This is a genomic window from Burkholderia sp. Bp8963 (genome assembly GCF_003854275.1).
GTDB lineage: Bacteria > Pseudomonadota > Gammaproteobacteria > Burkholderiales > Burkholderiaceae > Burkholderia.
This window is the reverse complement of the sequence record NZ_QTQP01000042.1, coordinates 1-20,601: the sequence shown is the minus strand read 5'-3', so window position 1 is coordinate 20,601 and position 20,601 is coordinate 1. Positions and strand designations below refer to the sequence as shown.

16 protein-coding genes and 1 pseudogene are annotated in these 20,601 nt (G+C 67.4%); 5 read left to right on the top strand and 12 right to left on the bottom strand.

The genetic code is table 11. The annotated features are described in order from the left end of the window. Positions 1–2 precede the first annotated feature (2 nt). Complete coding sequence (locus DID96_RS27870; RefSeq protein ID WP_124602456.1) at positions 3–3,593, top strand: indolepyruvate ferredoxin oxidoreductase family protein; 3,591 nt, start codon at positions 3–5, stop codon at positions 3,591–3,593. A gap of 199 nt (positions 3,594–3,792) precedes the next feature. Here the strand turns inward: DID96_RS27870 and DID96_RS27865 are convergent, their stop codons facing one another. After that, a complete protein-coding gene (locus DID96_RS27865) occupies positions 3,793–5,385 on the bottom strand; it encodes an ABC-F family ATPase (protein ID WP_124602455.1) in 1,593 nt (530 codons plus the stop codon). A gap of 221 nt (positions 5,386–5,606) precedes the next feature. After that, positions 5,607–7,928 carry an AsmA family protein gene (locus tag DID96_RS27860; RefSeq protein WP_124602454.1) on the bottom strand — a complete coding sequence of 774 codons (2,322 nt, stop codon included), beginning with the start codon at positions 7,926–7,928 and terminating at the stop codon, positions 5,607–5,609. Positions 7,929–8,090: 162 nt separating this feature from the next. Here DID96_RS27860 and DID96_RS27855 point away from each other — a divergent pair, with 162 nt between their 5' ends. Further along, entirely contained in the window at positions 8,091–8,789 is a 699-nt protein-coding gene (locus DID96_RS27855; protein WP_124602453.1) for an ATP-binding cassette domain-containing protein, read from the top strand. Continuing rightward, positions 8,786–9,589, top strand: coding sequence for an ABC transporter permease (locus DID96_RS27850; RefSeq protein WP_124602452.1), 804 nt, complete (start codon positions 8,786–8,788; stop codon positions 9,587–9,589). The genes DID96_RS27855 and DID96_RS27850 overlap by 4 nt, the downstream gene beginning before the upstream one ends. A 112-nt stretch (positions 9,590–9,701) precedes the next feature. Here DID96_RS27850 and DID96_RS27845 read toward each other — a convergent pair whose 3' ends face one another. From DID96_RS27845 to DID96_RS27835, 3 genes are all read right to left on the bottom strand, one after another. Next, positions 9,702–10,172: a PliI family lysozyme inhibitor of I-type lysozyme gene (locus DID96_RS27845; protein ID WP_124602451.1), complete on the bottom strand. Its 471-nt coding sequence runs from the start codon at positions 10,170–10,172 to the stop codon at positions 9,702–9,704. A 218-nt stretch (positions 10,173–10,390) separates the two neighbouring features. After that, positions 10,391–10,942, bottom strand: a complete 552-nt coding sequence (locus DID96_RS27840) for a DUF6013 family protein (protein ID WP_124602450.1) — start codon at positions 10,940–10,942, stop codon at positions 10,391–10,393. Positions 10,943–11,100: 158 nt separating this feature from the next. Next, positions 11,101–12,117 (bottom strand): zinc-binding alcohol dehydrogenase family protein, encoded by a 1,017-nt coding sequence (locus tag DID96_RS27835; RefSeq protein WP_124602498.1) that lies wholly within the window; start codon positions 12,115–12,117, stop codon positions 11,101–11,103. A 215-nt stretch (positions 12,118–12,332) separates the two neighbouring features. Here DID96_RS27835 and DID96_RS27830 point away from each other — a divergent pair, with 215 nt between their 5' ends. Together DID96_RS27830 and serB are read left to right on the top strand one after the other, a co-directional pair. Continuing rightward, positions 12,333–13,259 (top strand): LysR family transcriptional regulator, encoded by a 927-nt coding sequence (locus DID96_RS27830; protein WP_185732380.1) that lies wholly within the window; start codon positions 12,333–12,335, stop codon positions 13,257–13,259. Positions 13,260–13,458: 199 nt separating this feature from the next. After that, positions 13,459–14,304, top strand: coding sequence for a phosphoserine phosphatase SerB (gene serB, locus DID96_RS27825; RefSeq protein ID WP_124602449.1), 846 nt, complete (start codon positions 13,459–13,461; stop codon positions 14,302–14,304). Positions 14,305–14,362: 58 nt separating this feature from the next. Here the strand turns inward: serB and DID96_RS27820 are convergent, their stop codons facing one another. The 7 genes and pseudogenes from DID96_RS27820 to DID96_RS27785 all read right to left on the bottom strand — a co-directional run. Beyond that, positions 14,363–15,544 (bottom strand): cystathionine beta-lyase, encoded by a 1,182-nt coding sequence (locus DID96_RS27820; protein ID WP_124602448.1) that lies wholly within the window; start codon positions 15,542–15,544, stop codon positions 14,363–14,365. A gap of 115 nt (positions 15,545–15,659) precedes the next feature. Next, a complete protein-coding gene (locus DID96_RS27815; protein ID WP_124602447.1) occupies positions 15,660–16,226 on the bottom strand; it encodes a hypothetical protein in 567 nt (188 codons plus the stop codon). 106 nt (positions 16,227–16,332) lie between these two features. Beyond that, entirely contained in the window at positions 16,333–17,265 is a 933-nt protein-coding gene (locus tag DID96_RS27805) for a sugar kinase (RefSeq protein ID WP_124602446.1), read from the bottom strand. 3 nt (positions 17,266–17,268) lie between these two features. Next, complete coding sequence (gene rimO / locus DID96_RS27800) at positions 17,269–18,645, bottom strand: 30S ribosomal protein S12 methylthiotransferase RimO (RefSeq protein WP_124602445.1); 1,377 nt, start codon at positions 18,643–18,645, stop codon at positions 17,269–17,271. 163 nt (positions 18,646–18,808) lie between these two features. Then, positions 18,809–19,372, bottom strand: a complete 564-nt coding sequence (gene phaR, locus DID96_RS27795) for a polyhydroxyalkanoate synthesis repressor PhaR (protein WP_124602444.1) — start codon at positions 19,370–19,372, stop codon at positions 18,809–18,811. Between the two features lie 123 nt (positions 19,373–19,495). Continuing rightward, positions 19,496–20,236: a 3-ketoacyl-ACP reductase gene (locus DID96_RS27790; RefSeq protein ID WP_124602443.1), complete on the bottom strand. Its 741-nt coding sequence runs from the start codon at positions 20,234–20,236 to the stop codon at positions 19,496–19,498. 102 nt (positions 20,237–20,338) lie between these two features. Then, positions 20,339–20,601 (bottom strand): annotated as a pseudogene (locus DID96_RS27785) (acetyl-CoA C-acetyltransferase); the annotation flags it as partial.

Sequence of the window (20,601 nt, the reverse complement as noted above, 5' to 3'; positions counted from 1 at the left end):
CCATGAACGCCCCCGCCCCGAGCGTCGCTGCCGCGTCCGCGCTGCACGACGCCGCCGTATCCCTCGACGACAAGTACACGCTGGAAAAAGGCCGCGTCTATATCAGCGGCACGCAGGCCCTCGTGCGGCTGCCGATGCTGCAGAAGGCACGCGACCGCAAGGCCGGGCTCGATACCGCCGGGTTCATCTCCGGCTACCGCGGCTCCCCGCTCGGCGCGCTCGACCAGTCGCTGTGGAAGGCGAAGAAGCACCTCGAGGCCAACGATGTCGTGTTCCAGCCCGGCGTCAACGAGGACCTGGCCGCAACCGCCGTATGGGGAACGCAGCAGATCAACCTGTGGCCGGGCGCCAAGCGCGACGGCGTGTTCGGCATGTGGTACGGCAAGGGGCCGGGCGTCGACCGGACCGGCGACGTGTTCAAGCACGCGAACTCCGCGGGCAGCGACGCGCGCGGCGGCGTGCTCGTCCTTGCCGGCGACGATCATGCGGCCAAGTCGTCATCGGTCGCCCACCAGTCCGAGCACGCGTTCATCGCGGCGGGCATGCCCGTGCTGTATCCGGCGAACGTGCAGGAATACCTCGACTACGGGCTGCACGGCTGGGCGATGAGCCGCTACTCGGGCCTGTGGGTCGCGATGAAGTGCGTGACCGACGTGATCGAATCGACCGCGTCGGTCGATCTCGATCCGGACCGCGTGCAGATCGTCACGCCGGCCGACCATGCGCTGCCGGCCGGCGGCCTCAATATCCGCTGGCCCGATGCGCCGCTCGCGCAGGAAGCGCGGCTGCTCGACGAGAAATGGTATGCGGCGCTCGCCTACGTGCGCGCGAACAAGCTCAATCGCGTGGTGATCGACTCGCCGACGCCGCGCTTCGGCATCATCACGGCGGGCAAGGCATATCTGGACGTGCGCCAGGCGCTCAGCGACCTCGGCCTCGACGACGACATCTGTGCGCAGATCGGCGTGCGCGTGCTGAAAGTGGGCTGTGTGTGGCCGCTGGATGCACAGGATGCGCGTGCGTTCGCGACGGGGCTGGAAGAGATCCTGGTCGTCGAGGAGAAGCGGCAGATTCTCGAGTACGCGCTGAAGGAGGAGCTGTACAACTGGCGCGAGGACGTTCGCCCGAAGATCTACGGCAAGTTCGACGAGCGCGACAACGAAGGCGGCGAATGGTCGGTGCCGCGCGGCAACTGGCTGTTGCCCGCGCATTACGAGCTGTCGCCCGCGCTGATCGCGAAAGCCATCGCCCGCCGCCTGATGCGTGCGGACCTGCCCGACGACGTGCGCGCGCGCATGCTCGCGCGCGTCGCCGTCATCGAAGCTAAGGAACGGGAAGCGTCGAAGCCGCGCGTGTCGGTCGAACGCAAGCCGTGGTTCTGCTCCGGCTGCCCGCACAACACGTCCACCCGCGTTCCGGAAGGCTCGCGCGCCCTGGCGGGCATCGGCTGCCACTACATGTCGATGTGGATGGACCGCAACACCGAGACGTTCAGCCAGATGGGTGGCGAAGGCGTCGCGTGGATCGGCCAGATGCACTTCTCCGGCGACCGGCACGTGTTCGTGAACCTCGGCGACGGCACCTATTTTCACTCCGGGCTGCTGGCGATCCGCGCGGCGATCGCCGCCGACGCGAACATCACGTACAAGATCCTCTATAACGACGCCGTCGCGATGACGGGCGGCCAGCCCGTCGACGGCGTGCTGACCGTCCCGCAGATCGCGCATCAGGTGCATGCCGAGGGCGCGAAGCGGATCGTCATCGTGACCGACGAGCCACACAAGTACGATGCCGGCGTCGTGTTGCCGGCGGGCGTCGACGTTCACCATCGCGACCGGCTCGATGAAATCCAGCGCATGTTGCGCGACACGCCCGGCACGACCGTCCTGATCTACGACCAGACCTGCGCGACCGAGAAGCGCCGCCGCCGCAAGCGCGGCACCTATCCCGACCCGGCGCGGCGCGCGTTCATCAACGACGCGGTGTGCGAGGGATGCGGCGATTGCTCGGTGCAGTCGAATTGCCTGTCCGTGGAGCCGCTGCCGACCCCGCTTGGCACCAAGCGGAAGATCAACCAGTCGTCCTGCAACAAGGACTTCTCGTGCGTGAACGGCTTCTGTCCGAGCTTCGTGATCGCCGAAGGCGCGCAGCTGCGCAAGCCGCAAGCCGCACGCACCGTCGGCACCGCCGGCTCCGGCGGCCCGGATGCCGACGCGTTGCCGATCCCGTCGCTACCTGAAATCGCGAGGCCGTATGGCGTGCTCGTCACCGGCGTCGGCGGAACGGGCGTCGTGACGATCGGCGGCCTGATCGGGATGGCCGCGCACCTCGAGGGCAAGGGCGTCACCGTGCTCGACATGGCAGGCCTCGCGCAGAAAGGCGGCGCGGTGCTGAGCCACGTGCAGATCGCCGCCGCGCCCGACGCGCTGCATGCGACCCGCATCGCGACGGGCGAAGCCCGGCTCGTGATCGGCTGCGACGCGATCGTGTCGGCGTCCGCCGACGTGCTGTCGCGCACGCAGCGTGGCGTGACGGTTGCCGCGATCAACAGCGGCGAAACACCCACCGCGGATTTCGTGAAGAACCCGAAATGGACGTTCCCGGGCGTGCAAACGGAAGCCGCATTGCTGGACAGCATCGGCGACGGCTGCTCGTTCGTCGACGCCAATGCGCTCGCGCTCGCGCTGCTCGGCGACACGATCTACAGCAACCCGCTGCTGCTCGGTTTCGCGTGGCAGAAAGGCTGGCTGCCGCTCGGGCTGCCGGCGCTGCTGCGCGCGATCGAACTCAACGGGGTCGCGGTCGACAAGAACCGGCTCGCGTTCCACTGGGGCCGCCACATCGCGCATCACGGCGCAGCGTCGGTCCAGGCATTTGCGCGGCCCGCTGCCGCGCCGCAGCCGACGGCCGCGCCGGCTGCCGAACCGCTCGACACGCTGATCGCCGCGCGGGAAGCGCTGCTGAGCGCGTACCAGAACGACGGCTACGCGCACGCCTATCGCCGCACGGTCGACCGGATCCGCGCGAAGGAAGCGCAGCTCGGCGGCGATCCGGCACTGCCGCTGACGCGCGCAGTCGCCGCGAACCTCGCGAAGCTGATGGCGTACAAGGACGAATACGAAGTCGCCCGCCTCTATGCGGATCCGGCCTATCTCGACAAGCTAAGGCAGCAGTTCGAAGGCGAGCCGGGCCGGGACTACACGCTGAGCTTCCATCTCGCGCCGCCGATGTTCGCGAAACGCGACGAACATGGCCATTTGCGCAAGGCACGCTTCGGTCCGTGGGTGCTGCCGGCGTTCAGGATGCTAGCCCGCCTGAAGGGGCTGCGCGGCACGTCGCTGGACCCGTTCGGCAAAACGGCGGAACGACGCGGCGAGCGGCAGCTTATCGCCGACTATGTCGCGCTCGTCGACGAGTTCTGCGCGACGCTCAATGCAGCACGCCTGCCCGCCGCCGTGCAACTGGCCGGATTGCCGGACGAGATCCGCGGCTTCGGTCATGTGAAGGAACGGAACATCGCGGCGGTCGCGAGCAAGCGGGCGCGCCTGCTCGACGCATACCGGACGCAGGAGGAACGCGTCGCCATCGCGTGATGTGCGTGATATGCAGGTCGGCGGGCGGTCGCGTATTGCGATCGCCCGCCTCAGTGGTGCGCGACCGCGCGCCGACGGATGCCGGATCGGTCGTCATCCAAGAATCCCGATACGACAAAAAGCCCATCCGGGGACACCCCGGATGGGCTTTTTCGACACGCTGGCCTGGAACGGCGCGTAATGCTTACGCCTGCCCCGCTTACGCCTGACCCTGGCTCGCGAGGAATTCCTCGTAGTTGCCGCCGAAGTCGTTCAGCGTGCCGTGCGTGGTCACTTCGATGATCCGGTTCGCGAGGCCGCTGACGAATTCACGGTCGTGCGAAACAAAGATCAGCGTGCCTTCGAACTTCTCGAGCGCGATCTGCAGCGACTCGATCGATTCCATGTCCATGTGGTTGGTCGGCTCGTCCATCAGCAGCACGTTGTGGCGGCCGAGCATCAGCTTGCCCCAGATCATGCGGCCCTTCTCGCCGCCCGACAGCACCTTCACCGACTTCTTGATGTCGTCCGCCGAGAACAGCAGGCGGCCGAGCGTGCCGCGCACCATCGTCTCGTCGTCGCCGTCCTTGCGGTACTGGTCGATCCAGTCCATCAGCGTGATGTCGTTCGGGAACTCTTCGTAGGTATCCTGCGGCATGTAGCCGACGTTCGCGTTCTCGGCCCACTTCACGGTGCCGTGCTCGAGAGCCAGGTTGCCCAGCAGCGAACGCAGCAGCGTCGTCTTGCCCGCGCCGTTCTCGCCGATGATCGCGATCCGCTCGCCCGGCTGCACCGACAGGTTGAAGTTCTGGAAGATCGTGCGCTCGTACTTCTTCGTGATCTCCTCCGCGACGACCGCGACGTTGTGCAGCTTCTTCTCGTACTCGAAGCGGATGAACGGGTTCTGGCGCGACGACGGCTTGAATTCCTCGATCTTGATCTTGTCGATCTGCTTCGCGCGGCTCGTCGCCTGGCGGGCCTTCGACTTGTTCGCCGAGAAGCGGCGCACGAAGTCCTGCAGCTCGGCAACGCGCTCCTTCGCGCGCGCGTTCGCGGCGGCCTGGCGCTCGCGGGCCTGCGCGGACGCGAGCATGTAGTCGTCGTAGTTGCCCGGCCAGACCTTCAGCGTGCCGAAGTCCATGTCGGCCATGTGCGTGCACACCGAGTTCAGGAAGTGACGATCGTGCGAGATGATGATCATCGTCGAGTTGTACTCGTTGAGCGTGTCTTCGAGCCAACGGATCGAGTTGATGTCGAGGTTGTTGGTCGGTTCGTCGAGCAGCAGCACGTCCGGCTTCGAGAACAGCGCCTGTGCGAGCAGCACGCGCAGCTTCCAGCCCGGCGCGACGTCGCTCATCGTGCCGCTGTGGAATTTCTCTTCGATGCCGATGCCGAGCAGCAGCGCGCCCGCGCGCGCTTCGGCGTCATAGCCGCCGTACTCGGCGAACTTCGCCTCGAGTTCGGCCGCGTGCATGTAGTCGTCGTCGGTCGCTTCGGGGTTCGCGTAGATCGCGTCACGCTCGCTCATCGCGGCCCACATTTCGGTGTGGCCCATCATGACGACGTCGAGCACGCGCACGTCTTCGTACGCGAACTGGTCCTGGCGCAGCTTGCCGAGGCGCACGTTCGGCTCGAGCGCGACATTGCCGCCGCTCGGCTCCAGGTCGCCGCCCAGGATCTTCATGAACGTCGACTTGCCGCAACCGTTCGCGCCAATCAGACCATAGCGGTTGCCCTCGCCGAATTTGACCGAGATATTCTCGAACAGGGGCTTCGGCCCGAATTGCATCGTGATGTTGGCAGTAGAAAGCACGGCAGATCCCGTTAGGAGATAGATCGACGGAAAACCGGGTATTTTAGCAGGAGTCGGTGAATTGCTGGGCTACGCCACGTTCGGCACGCCGATAAACGGGGGCGAATCGCACTTTCACCGAAGCCGCGCAGCAGTGCCGCACGCGGCCCTCGGGCGGCCCTCGGGCGGCCCTCGGGCGGCCCTCGGGTGGCCCACGCGGGCCGCAAGCCCCCGCGGCCGCGTCACCGGCCGGCCTTGACCGGGATCTTCGCCGGTGCCTTCAGCTGCGCGAACAGCTCCGAACACGGCACGTCCTTGTTGTTGCTCGGCGCGATCAGCGGAATCAGCGCCGCGAACGGGTTGAGCAGCCCGAGGCCGACCATCGCGCCCGCGCGCAGCGCGAGCGCGCCCGCATCGACGCCGACGTCCGGGTTCTTGAACGTGCCCTTCACGTACAGCGGCGAGCGCAGCGAGAAGATTCGGAAGCCCTTCGTGTGCGGGTGGATCTTCAGGTTCATCGACTCGTCGCGCAGGCTGATCGGGCCGTCGACGTTGATCAGCGCGTCGTCGGTGTCGAACGCGAATACCTTCGTGTCGAGCACGCCGTTGGTCGCCTGGAAATCGACCGCCGCGCAATTGATCTTCACGTCGCGATTGCCGAACATCTTCTCATAGACGACGTTCGCGACGTTCAGGCCGGCCGCTTCCATCAGCAGCCGGCTGATCGCGCCGTCGGTCACGATCGCCTTCACTTCGCCGTTCGACGTCGCGGCGAGCGCGGCCGGCGAGTTGCCGGTCGCCGACAGCGACGCATCGCCGTTGATCTCGCCGAGCGTCGACTGCATCACTTTCTGCGTCGGGAACAGTTGCTTGAGCTTCAGGTGCCGCGCGGCAACCGTGAAGCGGCCCTTGAGCGGCGTGCCGCTGCCGTCGAGATGCGCGGTGGTCGCGAGCGACCCGCCCGCGACGCCGAACTTCAGCGGCTCGAGCGACAGCACGCCGTCCTGCATCACGATATGCGTGTACAGGTCGGTGATCGGCAGGTTCGCGCTCTTGAGCAGCTTGCGGCCGGTGAACTTGACGTCGGTGTCGAGCGCGCGCCAGCGATCGGTACGGAACGTCTCGACCGGCAGCACACGGCCCGGTGGCTGGCGCGTCGTGTCGCCGCGCTGCGCCTTGCTGGCGGCCGTATCCGCACCGATCACCGGCGCGAGATCGGAGAAGCGCAGCAGGTTCGACACGAGCTCGCCCGACAGCAGCGGACGCGGCTCGCGCTGCGCATACGCCAGCGTGCCGCTCAGGTCGCTGCTGCCAACCCGCCCGTTGAAATTCTCGTAACGGAACGTGCTCGCGTGCGGCTTGAAGTTGCCGATCAGGCGCCCTTCGGTCGCATACGGCGGCGTGTCGGGCAACGTGATGCCGGTCAGCGCGTACAGGTGCGACATCGTCGTACCCTGCAGCCACAGCCGCAGGTCGATCGCGGCGAGCTGGCGCGGGTCGGTCAGCGTGCCGACGATCGCGAGCCGCGTGTCGCCCGCCTTCACGTCGGCCTGCAGCGGGAACGGCCGCGATGCGTCCTCGAGCGCGAGCACGCCGCCGAGCTTGCCGGTGCCCGAGATCGGCACGTTCTTGTAGCTGCCGGCGACCTTGAGGCCGAATGCGTAGGTCGGGCCGGCCGCCTTCGCGGTGCCGGTGGCGGTGGCCGCGCGCGCACCTGACGCAGGAATTGCCGCCGGCGCCGAACGCGCCGACGATGCAGACGTAACCGTTGCACTTGCTGCGCCTGCCGCACCCGTCGCACCCGTCGCACCCGTCGCACTCGTCGCACTAGCAGCGCTAGCAGCACTCGCCGCCTGCGCGGCCGACGCGCTCGACGCCGCCTCGGCGCTTGCCTTCGCGCTCAACTGCGCGGCGCCGCGCTTGCCGACACGCTGCTCGGACGCGGCGCGCGACGTTTCTTCCTGCTCCTTCATCACGTCGCCGAGCGGAATCGACTGGCCGAGCGTATCGATTGCGATCGTGAGATCAGCGTTCGCGATCGCATCGCGGTACGTGACGGTACCGTTACCGAATCCGAAGCTGTCGAGCCGCACCTTCCACGGCGACGGCTGGTTCGACTGCTTGAACTGGAAGGTCCACGTATTGCGGCCGTCGGCGAGCCGTTCGAGATCCACAGCGGGATTGACGACGTCGATCGACGGAATGACGATTTCATGCGCAAGCAGCGGCAGGATCGCGAGATCGAAGTGCGCGGCGTCGAGCGTGACGAACTTGGGGGTTTTCGCCCAATCGGGGTTGCCGATCTCGATCCGCGTCGCGGAGAGGCTCGGCCACGGCACCCACGCGCGCCAGCCGGTTTCGCCGTCCGGGCGACGCCAGTCGACCTTGAGGTCGCCGTTGATCGCGAATGGGCGGCCGAGCGCCGCACTCACCTGTTCGTTGACCCACGGTTTCACGTGGTTCCAGTCGAACGTGAAGACAAACACGCCGGCCGCCGCGATCACGACCGCGACGACACCGACGATCCAAGCAGCCGATTTGCCGATGGCTCGGGTAAGCGTCATGGCGGTTCCGTTGTTGTTCTCGATGCTAGTCGCGCCATGCCGGGCCGCTTGCGTGTTGCGTGGACGAACGGCGCACGACACCCGCGCGAGCTTTTCACTGGTTATTATGACGCACGCTTCCGCGTCGCTTCGGCGCCATTAACGCTTTTTTTCATTTGTGACATGACAGCCATCGGCCTCATCGACGCGCGGGGTATGACCCGGCGGGACGCCAGCAGCGGCAGGATCCTGCTGGCGCCGACCGATTTCAGCCTGCCCGCAGGCGCACGCATTGCCATTACGGGACCGTCGGGATCCGGCAAGAGCATGCTGCTGCGTGCGCTTGCGCTGCTCGATCCGCTCGACGGCGGCCACGTGCTCTGGCGCGGCAAGCCGATCCGGCGCAGCGCGATTCCGCGCTACCGGCGCAGCATCGCATATGTCCGCCAGCGTCCCGCGCAAATGGACGGCACCGTCGAATCGCAACTGCGCTATCCGTACACGCTCGCGGTCTATCGCGACCTGACGTTCGATCGCGCGCGCGCCGAGCAGTTCGCTGCGCGCGCGGGCCGCGGCGCCGACTTCCTCGACAGGCGCTCGAGCGAGCTGTCAGGCGGCGAGGCACAGATCGCCGCGCTGCTGCGCGTGCTGCAGCTCGATCCCGACGTGCTGCTGCTCGACGAGCCGACGTCCGCGCTCGACCCCGAATCGACGCGCGCGATCGAAACGCTCGTCGGCGCGTGGTTCGACGCATCGCCCGATGCGCGCGCCTGCATGTGGATCTCGCACGATCCCGCGCAGGCCGCGCGCATCAGTACGTCGCGGATGACGATGCAGGCCGGCGTGCTGAGCACGGCACCGGCCGCGGAGGTCGTGCGATGAACTCGGTACTGCAGGATTTGAGCCTCGTCGACGTCGGCATCGCGGCCGCGCTCGTCGCGGTCAACGGCGCGATCTCGGCCGCGCTGTCGCTCGGGCTCGGCCGCAAGCTCGCACTCGCGGCCGTGCGCACCGTCGTGCAGTTGCTCGCGATCGGCTACGTGCTCGGCTGGGTGTTCGGCCACGCGCATTGGTACGTCGTGCTGCCGCTCACCGCGCTGATGACGTTGATCGCCGGCTTCGCGGGTGCCGGGCGCGGCAAGCGCACGTATCGCGGACAGCGCGTCGACAGCATCCTGTCGATCTGGTTCAGCAGCTGGTTCGTCGCGGCGATCGGCCTGTTCGTCGTGATCCGCATCCATCCGTGGTATGCGCCGCAGTACGCGATCCCGATCCTCGGCATGATTCTGGGCAATACGCTGACGGGCGTGTCGCTCGGCGTCGAGCGGATGACCGAGGAACTCACCGCGCGGCGCGACCGCGTCGAGACTGCGCTCGCGCTCGGCGCGACGCGCTGGGAAGCCGCGCAGGATGCCGCGCGCCAGGCCGTGCGCGCGGGGATGCTGCCGACGCTCAACCAGATGGCCGTCGTCGGCGTCGTCAGCCTGCCGGGCATGATGACGGGCCAGGTGCTGGCCGGCCAGTCGCCGCTGCAGGCCGTGCGCTATCAGATCGTCATCATGTTCCTGATCGCCGCGGCGTCCGCGCTCGGCACGGTCGGCGCGGTGCTGCTGACCTATCGCCGGCTGTTCTCCGCCGATCACCGCTTTCTCGCCGCGCGGCTCGAGGAGCGCGCGCATTGACGTGCGGCCGGCGCCGCGCGCGGACTGCCGCTTCGCGTAGCGAGCGCCTGTTCCTGCGAATGGCGTGCTTGCGCTGGCCCAAAGAATGTCTTTTGCGTTTCGGGAGCGTGCCCTAGCGTGCGCGGCGCTTGCCGAGCGCCTGCCGCAGCGCGGCCGTGATGTCGGTGTCGGGCGCGAGCCCGTCGACCGACGCGACGAGCCGCACGGTGCGCGGCGCCGTCACATAGGCCTGGGCGCCGAGATACCCGCCGCTGCCCGCCGAGCGCGTCGTCACGACGAGCGCCTGCGGCGCACGCGTGCCGAGGTCGGCCGTGAATGCGTCGGCGACGGTGCCATCGCGCGCATGCAGGATGCCCGTCACATAGTCATCGGTGTCGAAGCCGGGCGCCGTGTGCGCGGTCGAATAGACGCGCACCGCATAGCTGCCGGTCGAGCACGGTTCGAGCGCGCCGCTCGACACGACGATCGCCTGCTGGCGCGACGGCAGGTCGACTTTCTTCGTGAAGCTGCAATCGTCGGCCGCGCGTGCGGACGACGTGACGAGCACTGCGGCGGCGAGCAGCACGCGCATCCGGTCGTTCATGGGAATTCCGTTCGGGAGAGTGGCTGATGCCGCGCAGGATAGCGTGACGCTTGCGTGGCGTCACGCCGATGCCACGTTCCGTGTGGCGTCGAATCACGCGGATGCCCGGCCTCGGCGCGCGTATGCGTGGCCGCATCGACCGCACCACCGCCTCCGGTCATCCGGCCGCGCGCCGCTGCGTCGCGCGCGCCGGACCGTTCAAGCGCGGCGCGCCCCGCTCAGCGCTTGATCGACACCGATACCTTCGTGCCGTCGCTCATCGTGACGGCCTTCGATCCGCCGTTCGTCGAGATCGTCAGCCACTTCACCTGGCTCACCGACACGACGTTCGGACACTCCAGCGACTTGCCGCCGACCGTCACGCTGCGCGTGCCTTTCGGCGCGGCCGCCTGGAAGCTCATCTGCACGTTCGCGATGCCCTTCGCGTCGATCGACGGCGCGAGCCGGACCTGCGTCTGGCGGACCATCGCGCCGTTCGCGTCGCGCGGCAGGTTGTCGGCGTTCGGGCACGCATCCGGCATCGCAATCGCGCCTTCGGGCGGCACCGACTTCCAGTTGAAGTCGTCCGTCTCGCCCGAGCGGATCTTGCGCGTCTCCTGCGTATTGCCGAACGTCTTCGAGTCGACCTTGACGGTGTACTCGAGCTGTCCCGTGCCGCCGCCCTTCAGGCTGCCCTTGACCGGCGGCGCCGCGAATACGCCCGCGCTGACGCACGCCGCCGCGAGCGCGACCGACCACGACACGGCAACCGACAAGCTGCGTTGGCTCATGCTGACCTCCTTGTAATGCGGCGGCGCTGGCGCGCACCGCGCGGTTTTCGATGCATGACGCGTTGTCAGTCTACCGCCAAGCGGCGCGCGATGTGTCCCGATCGCATCGGGTGTTACCCCGCTTGCTTTCGCGGCGCCGCGCATGCCGCGCGCGGCGCTCAGAAGCCGGCCAGCACCAGCTTGCCGATCGCCCGCCCCGCCTCGAGCAGCCGATGCGCGTGCCGCACGTTCTCCGCGTTGATCGCGCCGAGGTGCTCGCCGAGCGTCGTGCGCAGCGCGCCGCCGTCGACGAGCCGCGCGACTTCGGTCAGGATCTTGTGCTGCTCGATCATGTCGGGCGTCTCGAACATCGCGCGCGTGAACATGAATTCCCAGTGAAACGCCGCGCTCTTCACCTTCAGCAACTCGACCGGCACCGGCTGCGCGTTCTCGACGATCGTGCAGATGCCGCCCTGCGGCCGGATCACGTCGGCCGCTGCCGGGAAGTGCCGGTCCGTGTCGTTGAAGATCAGCACATAGTCGACTTGCGCATGCCCCGCGTCGCGCAGTTGCGCGGCCAGATCGCCGAAGTGGTCGACCACCTGGTCGGCGCCAAGCGTGCGCACCCACTGCGCGGACTCGGGCCGCGACGCGGTGGCAATCACGTGCAGCTTGCCGAGCCGCTTCGCGAGCTGGATCGCGATCGAACCGACGCCGCCCGCGCCGCCGACGATCAGCACCGACTTGCCGGCATCCGCGCCCTGCGGCGACACGCGCAAACGGTCGAACAGCGCCTCCCACGCAGTCAGCGCCGTGAGCGGCAGCGCGGCAGCGGCCGCGAAGTCGAGCGTGCGCGGCTTAAGCGCGACGATGCGCTCGTCGACCACGTGATACTCGCTGTTCGCACCCGGCCGCGTGATGCTGCCCGCGTAGAACACTTCGTCGCCGGGCCGGAACAGCGTCACGTCGGGACCCGCCGCAACGACGGTGCCGGCCGCATCCCAGCCGAGCACGCGCGGCGCCGTCTCGATCTGCGGCTTCGGCGCCCGCACCTTGGTATCGACGGGATTCACGGAAATCGCTTCGACCTTGACGAGCAGATCGCGCGGACCGGGCACGGGCTGCGGCAGTTCCACGTCGACGAGCGCCTGCGGATCGTCGATCGGCAGGTAACGGGTCAGTCCAACGGCTTTCATCATTCGGCTCCTTGCAGGGATTCAATCGGGTCGCGACCGCGGCCCCGTGACACCGCATCGTAGGCCTCACGATCATTTGTGAAAACCGCTATATTTCCTGAAACATTCTCTTGAATTTCCGAACAATGTCGTCCGATACCACGCCGCCCGGCCCGCTTTCCGCCCCGATTTCCGACCCGATTTTCGCCACAATCCCCGGCCAGATTCCCGCCCTGATCCCCGGTCCCGACAAGCCGCTCGACCTGCTCGACGTCGGCCTGTTCGTCCGCGCAGCGCTGCTCGCAAACGTGACGGCCGCGGGCCGGGAGTTCGGCGTGTCGGCCGCGGTCGCGAGTGCACGCATCGCACAACTCGAACGCCAGCTCGGCGCCCGTTTGCTGCATCGCACCACGCGCCGCATCAGCCTCACGCAGGATGGCGAAATCTTCATGGCCCGGGCCGAAGCGCTGCTAACGGCCGCCGATGCCGCGCGCGCGTCGGTCGGCCGAGGGCGCACCGAGCCATACGGGCGGCTCAAGGTGTCGATGTCGTCGTCGTTCGGCCGTCAGCATGTCGCGCCGGTGATTCCTGCGTTCCTGCGCCGCTATCCGTCGGTGTCGCTCGACCTGCGGCTGTCCGACGAAATCGTCGACCTGGTCGACGAAGGCTTCGACGTCGCGATCCGCCTCGGCGCGCTGAAGGATTCGACGCTCGTCGCGCGCAGGCTCGCCGTGAACCGGCGCGTCGTCTGCTGCTCGCCCCGCTATCTCGCTGAGCATGGCACGCCGCGCCATCCGGCCGATCTCGCCCAGCACGAATGCGTGATCCTCGGCGACCAGCGGGACTGGTCGTTCGTCACGCCGCAAGGGCCGCTCACGTTACGCGTCGGCGGCCGGCTCGTCGCGAGCAACGGTGAGGCGATCCGCGAGGCGCTCGTCGACGGCTTCGGGATCGCGATCAAGTCGACCTGGGACGTCGGCCCGCTCCTCGCGAGCGGCGCACTCGTCAGCGTGCTCGACGACTATCCGCTCGCGGACGAGGTCGCGATCTGGGCCGTCTATCCGAGCCGCGCGCATGTGCCGCTGAAGACGCTCGCGTTCATTGCGTTTCTCGCCGAGCATTTCGGCGATCCGCCATATTGGGACCGCATCGACGCGAAGTAACCAGCATTGCCGACTGCGATCGGGCCGCCTGCGGCGATCCGATCGCCGCCGCTGCCCGCCCCCAGCGGAACCCGACCGGCTACAATGTCGCGTCTGCGGCGCCACCGCCCGCCGCCGCCGCAAACGGCCCGGTGCCGCGCCAGCAGGCGGCCGCGCCCCGGCCGCCCACGCATTCCAATCGCATCGCTACCAACCCGCCATGACCCAGAATCTCGTCATCCAGAGCCTCGCGCCGCTGTCGGACGCGCATCACAAACCGCTGCTCGCGCTCGCACGCGGCGCCCGCGTCGTGCAGGTCGACGAAAGCGTGCTGCGCATCGAGGACGCCAATCCGGCGCAGCGGCTCGACATCGACGCGTACTGCGGCACGCACGCACTCGACTTCGCGTTCGTCGACGCGGACCGCAAGCTCGGCGACTTCGGGCTCGTCGTGATGGATATGGATTCGACGCTGATCACGATCGAATGCATCGACGAGATCGCGGATTTCTGCGGCCTGAAGGCGGAGGTCGCGGCCATCACCGAAGCATCGATGCGCGGCGAGATCCGCGATTTCAACGAAAGCCTGACACGCCGCGTCGCGCTGCTCGCCGGGCTCGACGCCCAGGCGCTCGAGCGCGTGTACGAGGAACGGCTGCGGCTGTCGCCGGGCGCGGAAACGATGCTCGCCGGCGCGAAGGCCGCAGGCCTCAAGACGCTGCTCGTGTCGGGCGGCTTCACGTTCTTCACCGAGCGGCTGAAGGCCCGGCTCGGCCTCGATTTCACGCACGCGAACACGCTCGAGATCGTCGACGGCAAGCTGACCGGCAAGGTGATCGGCGAGATCGTCAACGCGGACGTGAAGGCGCGCACGCTGCGCGACACATGCGTGGCGCTCGGCATCGCACCGAGCCAGGCGATCGCGATGGGCGACGGCTCGAACGACCTGAAGATGATGGCGGAAGCCGGCCTGTCGGTCGCGTTCCACGCGAAGCCGGTCGTGCGCGAAGCCGCAACGGTCGCGTTCGATCACGTCGGCCTCGACGGCCTGCTGCACCTGTTCTGAAACAAAAACGCCGGCACGACCTTGCGTCGTGCCGGCGTGCTGCTCGCGTGCGCGGTGCTCAGCCGAGCGTCGCGCGCATCGCGCGCTCGATATCCGCGCGCAGGTCGGCTTCATCCTCGAGGCCGACATAGAACCGCACCAGCGTGCCGCGATGCGGCCACTCGGGACGCATCGACGCGACGTCGTACGGCATCGCGAGGCTGCATGCACCGCCCCAGCTCCAGCCGATCGCGAACAGCTCCAGTGCCTCGACGAAACGGTCGACCTGCTCCGCGCTGTAACGCTCGTCGAAGATCACCGAGAACAGGCCGCCTGCCGCCGTGAAATCGCGAACGAACGACGCATGCCCCGGGCAATCCGGCAACTGCGGATGCAGCACCGCGGCAATTTCCGGCCGCGCCTTCAGCCAGTGCGCGAGCGCAAGCGCGCTCTTGCTGTGCGCATCGAAGCGCGCCTGCATGCTCGGCAGGCTGCGCAGCACGAGCGAGCAGTCGTCGGCCGACACGCCGATCCCGCAGCGCATCCGCGCGAGCTTCAGGTGCGCGTGCAGTGCCGCGTCGGCCGTGATCGTCGCGCCCATCAGCAGGTCGCTGCCGCCCGACTGGTACTTCGTGAGCGCCTGCACGGAGATGTCGACGCCGTGCTCGAACGGCTTGAACGCGAGCCCGGCCGAATAGGTGTTGTCGATCGCGGTGACGACGCCGCGCGCCTTCGCGACCGCCGTGATCGCCGCCACGTCCGGCACTTCCATCGTCACCGAGCCGGGCGCCTCGATCCAGATCAGGCGCGTGTTCGGCTGGATCAGGTCAGCGATGCCGGCGCCAATGAGCGGATCGTAGAACCGCGCGGTGATGCCGAAATCCTTCGCGAGCCAGTTGCCGAAATCGGCGTTCGGGCCGTACACGTTGTGCGGGATCAGCACGTCGTCGCCGGCCTTCACCAGGCCGAAGTAGACGTTCATGATCGACGACAGACCCGACGGCTGCAGCAGCGCGTGCGTGCCGCCTTCGATCTCGGCGAGCCGCTGCGCGAGCGCGAGCGAGGTCGGCGTCGCGTGCAGGCCGTAGCGCCACTGGCCGTCCTGGCGCCAGTCGAGATTGCGCATCGTCGCGAGATCGGGGAATACGACCGTCGACGCACGCTCGACCGGCGTGACGAACGAACGGTAGCCTTCCGGAATGACGTCGTCCGGTTGAACGATACGGGTTTGCAGCGCGCGCTTGGAATGGGATGCAGTCATGACGATGTGGCCGGACAAACGGCCGATCGGTTGCGGAACAAACCGTCAGCATAGCCAAAACCGCCGTGTTTGGCCCGGTACAATGCGCGCCGCGCGCACCGAGCCAGCGCCGGGCTCAGTCGCCGGCGCGCAGGTTGACGGCGCCGCCTACCGTCTCGATCTGCTGCACGCGGCCGTTGCGCACCTGGAGTGCCGCGCGCGTGCCGCGGGCCGGCCGCAGCACGACCGGCTGCGGATCCGATTCGTCCGCGTTCATCCGGTCGGCCTTGAGGCCGCCCGACGCGTCGAAGCGGCCGATCCACACGCCGGTGATATTGGTGCCGTCGCTGGATTCCTCGATCTCGAGCGTGTCGCCATCACGATCGCCCGCGAGCAGGATCACCTCTCCGGTGTCCGTGTACTGGTATTCGCCGTGCACGCCTGCTTCGTTCTCCTTCGGGCCGAGATGCACGACGATCGGCCGATCGCCGAGCGTGCCCTCGTAGCGCGGCAGCCGGTCGAACTCGGGGTTCGGCTTGAGCGGTCGTGCGGGCGCCGCATCGTCCTGCGGCATGTCCTGCTGCACGACCTGCTGCGCATCCGGCGTGACCGCCTGTGCGGCTAACGCGCCATGTGTTGCGACGCCCGCAGCCAGTGCGCATGCGACGACGAGCGCCCGTTGCCATCCCGAATATCGACCCACCAACATGTACTCCCTGTTTCAGATTCGCTCGAAAATCGCGGCGATGCCGTGCCCGCCGCCGAAACACATCGTCACGCGCGCATAGCGGCCGCCGACGCACTGCAACTCATGGAGCGCCCTGCATCATCCGCTCCACCGCGTCGCGGCGCGGGATCGGCGCGACCGCGCCATAGCCCGTCGTCGACAGCGCCGCCGCCGCGTTCGCGTAGCGCGCCGCGGCAAACGGATCGTCACCGGCGACGATCCGCGCGACGAACGCGCCGCCGAAGCAGTCGCCCGCGCCCGTCGCGTCGATCGCCTCGACCGTGAAGCCCGGCACGACGCGCCGCTCGTGCGGCGTCGCGACATATGCGCCTTCCTTGCCGAGCTTCAGCGCGACGACCTGCGGCCCGAGTTCGAGCATCGCGTCGACGATCGCATCGCGATCATCCGCGCCCGTGAGCGCCGTGACATCGTCCCAACTGGGCAGGCAGATGTCCGTCTGGCACAACGCTTCGCGCATCACCGCGCGAGCGCGCGGCAGCGGCCACAGCTTCAGGCGCAGGTTCGTATCGAAGCTGACCTTTGCGCCGTGCTTGCGCGCGTGTTCGATCGCCGCGAACGCGGCGTCGCACGCGGCCGTGCCGATCGCGAGGCTGATGCCCGACAGATGCACGGCCTTCGCGGCGGCCAGCGCGTCGAGCGGCAGGTCGCCCGCCGCATAGCGGCTCGCGGCCGAGCCCGCGCGCAGATAGTCGAACTGGTGGCCGTCGGGGCCGTGCGTGACGAAATACACGCCGGTCGGCGCCGCGCGGTCGATGTGCACGTACGTGGTGTCGACGCCTTCGCTGCGCCACAGGTCGGTCAGCAGCCGGCCGAACTGATCGTTGCCGACCGCCGACACGAAGCCGGTGAACGCGCCCTGGCGCGCGGCCGCGATGCAGAAGTTCGACGTGTCGCCACCAAAGCCCTGCAGGAATTCCGGATGCCCGGGCCGCGACTGATTGAATTCGACCATTGCCTCGCCGAGCGCGAGGATCTCCGGAAACTGCGCGGTCATCGCTTACACCTCGCCCCACAGATCGTGGCCGTCGGCGCCCGTGATCTTCACCGACACGAAATCGCCGACCTTGTAGCGCTTCGACGCCTTCTGCGCGGGCTCGACATAGACGACGCCGTCGATTTCCGGCGCATCCGCGGCCGTGCGGCCGATGCCGCCCTCGTCGCTCACTTCGTCGATCAGCACCTTGAGCGTCTTGCCGACCTTGCGCGCGATGCGCTTCGCCGACACCTCCTCGGCGACTTCCATGAAGCGCGCGCGACGCTCCTCGCGCACCTCGTCGGGCAGCGCGCCGTCGAGCTCATTCGCGGTCGCGCCTTCGACCGGCGAATACGCGAAGCAGCCGACGCGATCGAGCTCCGCCTCGCGGATGAAGTCGAGCAGCGTCTCGAACTGTTCCTCCGTCTCGCCGGGGAACCCCGCGATGAACGTGCTGCGGATCGTCAGGTCCGGGCAGATCTCGCGCCACTTCTGCACGCGCTCGAGCACCTTCTCGGCGTTCGCCGGGCGCTTCATCCGCTTCAGCACTTCAGGGTGTGCGTGCTGGAACGGCACGTCGAGATACGGCAGCACGTGGCCCTTGAACGGACCTTCGGCCATCAGCGGAATGACTTCGTCGACGCTCGGATACGGATACACGTAATGCAGGCGCACCCATGCGCCGTACTGCGCGGCGAGCTCACCGAGCGCGGCGACCAGGTCGGTCATGCGCGTCTTGATCGGCTTGCCGTTCCAGAAGCCCGTGCGGTACTTGACGTCGACGCCGTAGGCGCTCGTGTCCTGCGAGATCACGAGCAGTTCCTTGACGCCCGACTTGAACAGGTTTTCGGCCTCGAGCATCACTTCGGCGACGGGGCGCGACACGAGATCGCCGCGCATCGACGGGATGATGCAGAACGTGCAACGGTGGTTGCAGCCTTCGGAAATCTTCAGGTACGCGTAGTGGCGCGGCGTGAGCTTGATGCCGGCCGCGGGCACGAGATCGACGAACGGATCGTGCGGCTTCGGCAGGTGCGAATGAACCGCCTGCATCACCTCGCCGACTGCGTGCGGGCCGGTGACGGCGAGCACCTTCGGGTGGACTTCCTCGATCAGGTTCGAGCCGCTCGCGCTCGCCTTCGCGCCCAGACACCCGGTGACGATCACCTTGCCGTTCTCGGTCAGCGCCTCGCCGATCGCGTCGAGGCTTTCCTGCACGGCTTCGTCGATGAAGCCGCAGGTGTTGACGACGACGAGGTCGGCGCCGTCGTAGGTGCCGGAGATTTCATAGCCTTCGGCGCGCAGCTGGGTGATGATCTGTTCGGAGTCTACGAGGGCTTTCGGGCAGCCAAGACTGACAAAGCCGACTTTCGGCGCGGCGGCGGTGGGAGTTTGCGGCATAGCAATGATCCGGCGAGTGACGACAATCGGATGACCCGCGCGCGGCCCCCAGGCGGGTGCGTCACGCAGCGCGTCGGCCGGCCGGCACGCAGACGCCGCCGACCGAGACAACCCGGTATTGTACCGCGCGAACCCCGGCCGTTCTCCCGCCCGGGCCCCGCTGTTACTTCTTCTCGGGCTCCGACCCCGGTTGCTTGAACGGGAACGTGCTGAACATCGACTTCGCCTGGTTCTGCATCTGCTCCTGCATCTGCACGAACATGTTCTTCGACTGCTCGATGTAGCTCGTCATCATTCCCTGCATCATCGGCGCCTGCATGTTCATGAACTGCGACCAGATCTCCGGATTCATCGCGTTGTTCTCATACAGGTTCTTCGACTGGTCCGCGAGCTTGTTCTGGATGTCGATGAACGCCTGGATGTTCTTTTCCAGGTAGGTGCCCATCATCCCCTGCATCGCATGCCCGTAGAAACGGATGATCTGCGACAGCATCGACGACGAGAACATCGGCACGCCGCCGCTTTCCTCTTCGAGGATGATCTGCAGCAGGATGCTGCGGGTCAGGTCTTCGCTGGATTTCGCATCGACGACCTTGAAATCTTCCTGGTCCAGCACGAGCTGCTTCACGTCGGTGAGCGTGATGTACGTGCTTGTCTCGGTATCGTAGAGCCGGCGGTTCGGATACTTCTTGATGAGCCGCTCGGCCGTTTTCTTTGTAGTAGACATGTAACGCCTTTCAATGCCAGCGTAGCGCAGTGACGAACCCCCGCCGCCCGAAAGACGGGTGGCGGGGCCCCTTTTCGGAAACGCCAGACCGCGCGGCCGCCCGGCCCGCGCGGGTCCGGGAGCTCAGCCCATGTGCAGGCCGCCGTTCAGCGAGAAGTCGGCGCCCGTCGAGAAGCCCGATTCGTTCGACGCGAGCCACGCGACGATCGAGCCGATCTCCTCCGGCGCGCCGAGGCGACGCACCGGAATCGTCGCGACAATCTTCTCGAGCACGTCCGGACGGATCGCCTTGACCATGTCGGTGCCGATGTAGCCCGGCGACACGGTGTTGACCGTTACGCCCTTCGTCGCGACTTCCTGCGCGAGCGCCATCGTGAACCCGTGGATGCCGGCCTTCGCGGTCGAGTAGTTGGTCTGGCCGAACTGCCCCTTCTGACCGTTCACCGACGAGATGTTGATGATGCGGCCCCAGCCGCGCTCGACCATCCCGTCGATCACCTGTTTCGTCACGTTGAACAGGCTCGTCAGGTTCGTGTCGATGACCGCGGTCCAGTCCTCGCGCGTCATCTTGCGGAACACGACATCGCGCGTGATACCCGCGTTGTTGACCAGCACGTCGATCTCGCCGACTTCCGCCTTGACCTTGTCGAACGCTTCCTTGGTCGAATCCCAGTCGCCGACGTTGCCCTCCGACGCGACGAAGTCGTACCCGAGCGCCTTCTGGTCCTCGAGCCACTTCACGCGGCGCGGCGAATTCGGGCCGCAGCCCGCGACCACCTTGAAGCCGTCCTTCAACAGACGCTGGCAGATGCTGGTGCCGATGCCGCCCATCCCGCCCGTTACGTAAGCAATTCGCTGAGACATAAATCTCACTCCATTTTCTTGGTTTCGAGAGTTGCCGAGCGGCGCCCTCTGACTATACGCGACACCTGCCGGACGCACGCCCGGCAGGCGTCGAGAGACGAATTACGGACGTTCGACCGCGAGTGCGACGCCCATCCCGCCGCCGATGCACAGCGACGCGAGGCCGCGCTTCGCATCGCGCTTGACCATCTCGTGCAGCAGCGTCACCAGGATCCGGCAGCCCGACGCGCCGATCGGGTGACCGATCGCGATCGCCCCGCCGTTCACGTTCACCTTCGACGTGTCCCAGCCCATCTGCTTGTGCACCGCCAGCGCCTGCGCCGCGAACGCCTCGTTGATTTCCATCAGGTCCAGGTCGCCCGGCG